Origin of the sequence: Telluribacter roseus, assembly GCF_017355915.2 — a bacterium.
Taxonomy (GTDB): domain Bacteria; phylum Bacteroidota; class Bacteroidia; order Cytophagales; family Spirosomataceae; genus Telluribacter.
This window is the reverse complement of sequence record NZ_JAFEUV020000023.1, coordinates 40326-48148: the sequence shown is the minus strand read 5'-3', so window position 1 is coordinate 48148 and position 7823 is coordinate 40326. Positions and strand designations below refer to the sequence as shown.

Annotated in this window: 5 protein-coding genes; 3 read left to right on the top strand and 2 right to left on the bottom strand. The window is 48.1% G+C overall.

Annotation, left to right across the window (positions count from 1 at the left end):
• Positions 1-857: 857 nt before the first annotated feature.
• The 3 genes from JTN23_RS24675 (at position 858) to JTN23_RS24665 (ending at position 5726) form a co-directional block, all read left to right on the top strand.
• Positions 858-1754 carry a poly(ethylene terephthalate) hydrolase family protein gene (locus JTN23_RS24675; protein ID WP_247237787.1) on the top strand — a complete coding sequence of 299 codons (897 nt, stop codon included), beginning with the start codon at positions 858-860 and terminating at the stop codon, positions 1752-1754.
• A 439-nt stretch (positions 1755-2193) separates the two neighbouring features.
• Complete coding sequence (locus tag JTN23_RS24670; protein WP_247237786.1) at positions 2194-4590, top strand: TonB-dependent receptor; 2397 nt, start codon at positions 2194-2196, stop codon at positions 4588-4590.
• Positions 4591-4631: 41 nt separating this feature from the next.
• The gene (locus JTN23_RS24665; RefSeq protein ID WP_247237785.1) at positions 4632-5726 is read left to right on the top strand and encodes a DUF4249 domain-containing protein; all 1095 of its coding nucleotides are present in this window, start codon (positions 4632-4634) and stop codon (positions 5724-5726) included.
• Between the two features lie 31 nt (positions 5727-5757).
• Here the strand turns inward: JTN23_RS24665 and JTN23_RS24660 are convergent, their stop codons facing one another.
• Complete coding sequence (locus tag JTN23_RS24660) at positions 5758-6756, bottom strand: GRP family sugar transporter (protein WP_247237784.1); 999 nt, start codon at positions 6754-6756, stop codon at positions 5758-5760.
• A 167-nt stretch (positions 6757-6923) separates the two neighbouring features.
• Positions 6924-7730 carry an SDR family NAD(P)-dependent oxidoreductase gene (locus tag JTN23_RS24655; protein ID WP_247237783.1) on the bottom strand — a complete coding sequence of 269 codons (807 nt, stop codon included), beginning with the start codon at positions 7728-7730 and terminating at the stop codon, positions 6924-6926.
• Positions 7731-7823 lie beyond the last annotated feature (93 nt).

Here is a 7823-nt window from a genome sequence, read left to right as displayed (position 1 = left end):
TTCCTATGCTCGGGAAGTTTTATAGGACTTTCTTATTGTTAAAAGAAAGGGCCCCGATTTAGTAGCGGGACCAGAAGTATAACAGCAGTTACTCTTCGTAAAGTTCCTAAGTACAGAAAGATTTTGTAGATAGTCTTTCCTCATAAAGGAACGGCCTTGGCTTTGTCAGTGGGATCTTATATAGAACACTTCTACCTCTTCTTGAAGTTCCTCCTTAATATGAAGATTTTGTAGAGGTCCTATATCGCCAGAGGATCGGGAAGATAACATGGGTGTTATTTCCGCCTCTACTCGCAGTCGTTTTAGGGCAGCTCATTCCCATAAAGACTAGCGCAAGGTAGTCTGCCTGGATGGTCTAAAAGCTGCTGCTCCGAAAGGTTGTGTTTGCGGTGCTCTCGCCTGGTACTTCTTTTCAACTGGGGGAGCTATCTTGGTCCGAGTACTATCCGCCGTAGATTGGGCGCCTGCCCAAGCGGAGAATCCGCCTATCAAAACTTTGATTATGATAAATGATCTAACCTTCATATCCCTATAGTTTATAGCGTTGATACGCTCATTATTAATAGAAACGAAGGTCAGGTAATTCAGTTGATGAGGATACCCTTTAAATATATGCCGGCTGCTTCCCCTCCTACTTACCTGAAGTACCATGCAAAGTACCGGCTGGCATTTGATCTGTAATGTTTTAGGAATAGTAGTACGCTAAGATTTCATACTTTTAGAGTTCTATTAGCAGCCTGGCTTCTCTTTCAGTAGATTGCCTCCCGCCAATAACTAGTCAAAGCAGTTTTCCAGACTCAAGCAGTACATTGTAGCTGAAATCCAAATTGATAACATAAACTAAATACATGAGCTAAATGAAAAAATCAAATTTCATAGTACTGGCTTTGGCCCTATTTATTTCACTACATGCATCATGGGCACAGGAAGTAAGTTCAAGAGTTGTTGAAGATGGAGGAACGGGTAAGCACCCTGCCATTATGATGACGGAGGCTTCCCTGCCAACGCACACCATCTTCAGACCAAAAGATATGAGTGCATTTGGCAAAAAGGATAAGTTGCCGGTCATTACTTGGGGGAATGGTGCATGTTACAATTCACCTTGGGAGCATGTCAACTTCTTGAATGAGGTAGCTTCCCATGGTTTTCTGGTCATTGCCGTTGGTGTAATGCCCAGGGAGACTGGTGAACAGGTAAAGGATCGCTCAAAATCTACCCAATTGTTGGATGCCATTGATTGGGCCACCGCACAGAATAATGACAAGAAAAGTCCATACTATAACAAAATAGATTTATCAAAAATCGCCGTGAGCGGCATGTCCTGTGGGGGTCTGCAAACTCTCGAGGTCGCCGGCGATCCAAGAATCACCACCACCGTTGTTTGCAACAGTGGTATTTTTGTCAATCCATCTAACAACAGGATGCCCGGAATGCCTCAGCTTGGTAAAGATCAGTTAAAGAAGATACACACCCCTACACTCTATCTTTTAGGCGGCCCATCGGATATAGCTTATAATAATGGCATGGATGATTATAAACAGATAAACCACGTGCCTGTTTTTGTAGGTAATATGGACGTAGGGCATGGCGGTACATACAGTAAACCGCATGGTGGCGAATTTGCGAGGGTGGCGACCCATTGGTACAAATGGCAGTTGAAAGGGGATCGTGAAGCAGGTAAAATGTTTAGCGGTAATCCCGCCGGGCTTGCTCAGTCACCGGGATGGACGGTCGAGAAAAAGAATATGCCTTAATCTGAAATGGTCCCGACCTAACCAGACAGTTAAAGAGTTTGAAGCTTTTTTCCGACGAGTCCTGCCATGTTCAACTACAATGGCAGGACTCGTCGGTTTATTGCGAAGCCATAGTATCCCCTACCCGGCACATCTCCCAGTCATTCAAGATAGTTTAGCATTGTCCCAAGCCTTATAATCACCCATTTTAAATACCCCCATTTGGATCAACATAACTTTCCAAAACATTTTACACATAGACTATTATGTTTAAGAGTACAAGTACGTTAAAGCTTCTCCTCCTGACCTCATATGAAACCTGTGGGTCAACAACCTACTATTAATTATTTATGAAGCCCTTGTTTAACTACTATTTCCACCTTTACTTTGAAAAACAAAGTACTTTCTAACAAAAGAAGTACCTGGCTATATTCGTATCAATCAAAACAACCCCCGGCTTATGCGTCTAAGTTTTACGTGCCTGCTCATATGCTTGTCCCTGATAGCGGTGGCCCAGGACAAGGTTACCATCAGTGGCTTTGTGAAAGAAATGGGCAGCCAGGAACAGTTGCCGGGGGTGAATGTTTACGTGTCAGGTACAGCCTACGGGGTAGTGACCAATACCTACGGTTTTTACTCGCTTACCCTGCCCGCCCATGATAGTATTCGACTGGTTTATTCCTACGTAGGCTACCAGCAAACCGTGCGGAACCTGTACCTAACCGAAAATACCCGGATTGATGTACTGCTTACCAGTGTCAACCAACTGGAAGAAGTGACCATTTCGGCGCGCAGACAGGATGATTACAGTAGTCGCTCGGCCCAGATGAGCCAGGTGGAAGTACCCATTCAGCAAATCAAGAAGATCCCGGCTTTCTTCGGGGAAAAGGATGTACTCAAAGTACTGCAGCTGATGCCGGGTGTACAGAAAGGATCGGAAGGACAGACGGGGCTGTACGTGCGAGGCGGCGGACCGGATCAGAACCTCATTATCCTAGACGATGCGGTGGTATACAATGCCAATCATTTATTCGGCTTCTTCTCTATTTTTAACAGCGATGCGCTCAAAAGCGTCGAGCTGACGAAGGGTGGTTTTCCGGCTCGGTACGGAGGGCGGTTGTCGTCGGTACTGGATATGAATATGAAGGAGGGCAGTAAGGACAAACTGCACGGCGAGGGCGGCATCGGTATTATTTCTTCGCGCCTGACGCTGGAAGGACCGCTGGTCAAGGGAAAATCTTCTTTTCTGGTATCGGGACGGCGTACGTACATTGATGCACTGGCCGCGCCGCTCATTGCCTCACAGCAGAGAAACGAAGAAAACAAGGTCAGCCCCGGGTACTACTTCTACGATCTGAACGCTAAAGTCAACTATGATCTGGGGCAAAAGGATAAACTATACCTCAGCGGGTACTTTGGACGTGACCGGTTTTATGTCAACGAAGCCGGCCCTGATACAGACTCACAAAACGGCCTGAACTGGGGAAATACCACGGCTACCCTTCGCTGGAATCACCTGTTCGGACAAAAGCTCTTTTCCAATACCTCGGTTATTGCCAGCAATTTTGTATTCGGGATCCACAGCAACATCAAGAACAAAAACGAAGATGGTAGCGTAGCCAATGAATTTAGCCTACGCTACGACTCCCGGATCCGTGACTACGGCATCAAGACTGACTTCGACTACTACCCTGCCTCCGGTCATGCCATCAAGTTCGGGGCTCAGGTGACTCTCCACCAATTTGTACCTTCGGCCGTTGCGATCCAGGGGTCTTTCCTCAATCAGGCGATCGAGCGCTCGGTAAAACCCGTCAATACAGTAGAGAGCGGACTGTATGCGGAGGACACCTGGCAGCCTTTCGACGCTCTTAAGATGAATATAGGTTTGCGGTTGAGTTCTTTCAAAACCGAGACTAAAAACTACATCCGCCCCGAACCCCGATTTTCGGCGGCCCTGCGACTGGCGCAGGACTTTTCGTTAAAAGCGTCTTACGCGCAGATGAACCAGTACGTGCACCTGCTGTCCAATACCGGGCTCGGACTACCTACCGACCTGTGGGTACCTACCACCGACCGCGTAGCACCTCAGCAGTCGCAACAGGTAGCCGTGGGCCTGGCCAAAGACCTCGAGAAGCCCGCTCTGACCCTAACGCTGGAAGGGTACTACAAAAACATGAATAACATCCTTAACTATAAGGAAGGAGCCTCTTTCCTGAGTCTGAGCGGAGAGAATGCCAACGAATTAAGCTGGGAGGATAACATTACCGCCGGGCGCGGGTGGTCGTACGGTACTGAATTTCTGATCCACAAAAAGACCGGCCGGTTTTCTGGCTGGGTTGGCTACACGCTTTCCTGGACCAAGTGGCAGTTTCCTGAGCTTAACTTCGGCGAAATCTTCTTCCCCCGCTACGACCGCCGTCACGATATATCGGTGGTTGGTATTTACGAACTCAGCAAACGCGTGACCCTGTCGGGCACCTGGGTATATGGTACTGGCAACGCCCTGACGGTACCTCTGTCGCAATACAACGCCTACCCCGACAATGCTACCACGCCCCGGAACCAGATGAATTGGTTTGGTATACCGGTCAATGAGTACGGGGCCAAAAACAGTTTCCGGGCGGAGCCCTACCACCGCCTCGATCTGGCGATACAGCTACATAAGAAGATGAAACGCCACGAACGTACCTGGGAATTTGGGCTATACAATGCGTACAACCGTCGTAATCCGTTTTTTTACAACATTGACTCTGAACCTACGACCGATTCTAAGGGACAAACTAAAACCCGGATGGTACTGAAGCGTTACTCGCTGTTTCCCTTACTACCTTCTGTTAGCTACAACTTTAAGTTTTGAGAAAGTACCCAAACCGACACGACAAGAGCCCAGATAAGGTTATGATACCAACCATAAAAGCTACCTTTACCACAATGCTACCCGCACAGGGAAGAGCCGCCAAGGCGGGCCATCTGCGGCCTCAATTCCGTCTGTACATGAGCCACAGCCTGGTAGGTATTCTGTTCCTGCTACTGATGGGGATGTCGTCCTGCGAGACGCTGGTCAATACCATACCCGAGTCCAAACTTCCCAGGACGGAATCACAACTGACCGTTTTTTCTTTCATCTCCCCACAGGACACAATTATTAGGGTGAAGGTGAGCCAGACCTATCCGCTGTTCAGTGAGTATAGTAGTTCGCCGGGTACTTCATTAGTCATTTCGGATGGAGATACGGTAGTCAACAACATCGATAGTTTTGCCACTGCTACCGTGGTGATTAGTGACGGGGCTACGAGTGTTACCCTACCCTACGACTCCCGGGAGCAGGTCTATTCACTACCAGTCCAACGTTTCCCGATCAAGGCAGGCATGACCTATTCACTTACCGTTACCGATGGAAAACGTAGCTTACAAGCCAGTTGTACCATTCCCCCGGATCAGGTACCTATTACAAACTATACCCTCGACACTACCCTCATCACCAGTTTCACAGGCCGCGACACCACTCTTCGGCTGAGTTTCAGGTGGAATGACATCGCCGGCAAAGAAAACTACTACCGGGTGAGAGCCTATGAGCTTTTTGAGTACTCAGAGGTCAATGTAGACTCCATTTTACAAACCACCCGGGAAACGCGTAAGGTGGGACGGTCCTATTTCAGGTGGACCGATGCCTTTAGTAGCGGGGCTTTTCAGAACGACACGAATCTGGACGGTACTCAATTTTCCTCGCCGCAGGGCCGTAAGCCCAGGGTAAATGCACAGTACGTTGAATCATTGGTGAATAATCCCGTCAAGCCCAGGCGTGGCCCCGTTAGTAAGGGCCTCTATCTTTTGCTTCTGAATACCGACTCCCACTACTACCGGTTTCACCGCAGCGTGCAGGCACAGGACGATAATCCTTTTTCGGAGCCAGCCCTGATTTACACCAACGTCACGGGCGGGCTGGGTGTTTTTGCTTCCTATAATCAGAGTGTGCGAGTAGTCAGACCCTGATAGTACCACCTGCCGGGCGTACGGTTACCAGCTATCCCCGCGCCAGTACGATAAGTACAAGACCCGCCACATAGGTGAATCCCATCAGCCACAGGAGGCGAATGGCTTTCTTTGGAGCGTCCTTAAATTCAGCCCAGGCAAATAAGCCCCATAGAACCGCGATAATAGTAGCCCCCTGGCTGAGCCCGAACGATACGGCTTCGCCCGCTTCAGGTGATCCTAGCAGAAGGGTGATCATGCCTATGCCCCATATGACTCCGCTAGCCAATCCAATGCCGTGTAGCTTTAAAGGTACTTCTTTGTATGCAGTTTTATCTTCTGAATCCGCGAGCTTAAAGTGCCGCACGAGCCTTTCGATAAGTGGATTACTGATGCCAACACCTAGTGCAAACAAGAGCAAACCGGTATAAGGTGTTAGTAACTTTGCTTCCGGCTGGGCCAGCTCTTTAGCTAAAGAGCTGGAAATAACCACAAAGAAGAAACCCAGTGTGAGACCGGCTGCCAAAGCGATCCACAGGCCCTTGTGGCTTTCGGATGAAGACGCTTCCTGACCTTTCAGCTTATAGGCAATCGAACTTAGCACAATGGCTACCAGGACCAATCCACCTCCAGTAGCCAAAAAAGGCAGCTTACCGCCAGGCTCGGCCAGATAGTTGACAACCAACCCCAGGGCTAACGACAGACCAGTACCTACCGGCATGGCTATCGCCAGTCCGGCCAATAATATACTTACGGTTAAGAGCGTATTCCCGATGTTGAATATGATACCTCCAGCTACCGCTAATAAGATGTTCCTGAGGTCAGCCTGGCGAATGTCTTCCAGAAAGGGACGTCCTTCTTCTCCCAGACTACCCAGCGTAAAAGCCAGGAGAACTGAGACTAGTACGATGCCGTAGACATAATCCCTGTAAAATATGGTCAAAGGGGCCGATTGGGTAACGATTTTTTGACCGTTGGTCCATGATCCCCAAAATAGCATAGTGATCAGACAAAAGATAATAGCTACTGTGGGCTGACTGACAATGAACATGTACCATAAGTTAAGTATTCACCTATAACAGCTCCACAGGGTAAGTGTTTGTAGTAAATCGATAGTTACTTAAAACAAAAATGACTCTTACTGAATTTATTACAGACTAATAACGGTGTATAGACGTAAAAAAAGCCCTCCTGGCGGAGGGCTTTTTTTACGTATGATTAGTTGTCCTTATCTTCATCCCGTGGCTCCTGCATCTTGTTCATTTGCTCAGCTACGGTGGACTCTGGCATTATATTACTCATACCTACCATTACCTTATTCTTCAATCCTGAAACTACCTTGTCATCACCGCTCATGAGGGCCTCGTACCCATCCTTCGCTACTTTGGCCGGATCCGATAACTTGGTATCCAGTATTTTGGAATCCTGCATGTCGGCTTTGTTAAAAAAGTCGGTATCGGTAGCTCCCGGTTGTAGAGCCGTAAGTGTAACTCCGGTGTCTTTTAACTCACTGATCAGAGCTTCGGTCAACGAAAGTACGTAGGCTTTGGTACCATGGTATACCGCCTGCCAGGGTCCCGGCAGCTGAGAGGCAATAGAAGCCAGCTGCAGTATCTTACCTTCGTTACGGGCTACCATGTCTTTCAGGAACAGGTGCGTAAGCGCCGTAAAGGAGGCAACATTGAGCTGTATGATTTCGAGTAAACGATGGATATCCTGCTCCACAAAAAGCCCGTACTGTCCCTGTGCGGCATCATTTACCAGTACATTCACTACTATATTCCTGCTTTTCACTTCATCATACAATTCGAACGCTGCATTGGGCTGAAACAGGTCCTTGGCAATGGTAATTACATCTACACTGTACTGCTGTGTAAACTCCTGTTTCCGCTGCTGTAAATCTGTTTCCGTACGAGCTACCATGATCAGGTTGTAGCCATCCGCGGCAAAAAGTTTTGCCAGCTCGTAGCCAATGCCGCTGGTAGCACCAGTGATCAGGGCGTAACGGTTTTCTGTCTGTGCCATAGAAGTTTATTAGTCAAAGTTCCAAAATACAGTACCATCCAAAGGGTACCTATCTCTTGATCAAACTTCCGCATCAGTACTATGGTTTGTTAA

Bases quoted from the DNA above. Each gene is read 5' to 3' on its own strand.
- JTN23_RS24660 (WP_247237784.1), bottom strand. From the start codon at position 6,756: ATGTTCATTGTCAGTCAGCCCACAGTAGCTATTATCTTTTGTCTGATC.
- JTN23_RS24670 (WP_247237786.1), top strand. From the start codon at position 2,194: ATGCGTCTAAGTTTTACGTGCCTGCTCATATGCTTGTCCCTGATAGCG.
- JTN23_RS24655 (WP_247237783.1), bottom strand. From the start codon at position 7,730: ATGGCACAGACAGAAAACCGTTACGCCCTGATCACTGGTGCTACCAGC.
- JTN23_RS24665 (WP_247237785.1), top strand. From the start codon at position 4,632: ATGATACCAACCATAAAAGCTACCTTTACCACAATGCTACCCGCACAG.
- JTN23_RS24675 (WP_247237787.1), top strand. From the start codon at position 858: ATGAAAAAATCAAATTTCATAGTACTGGCTTTGGCCCTATTTATTTCA.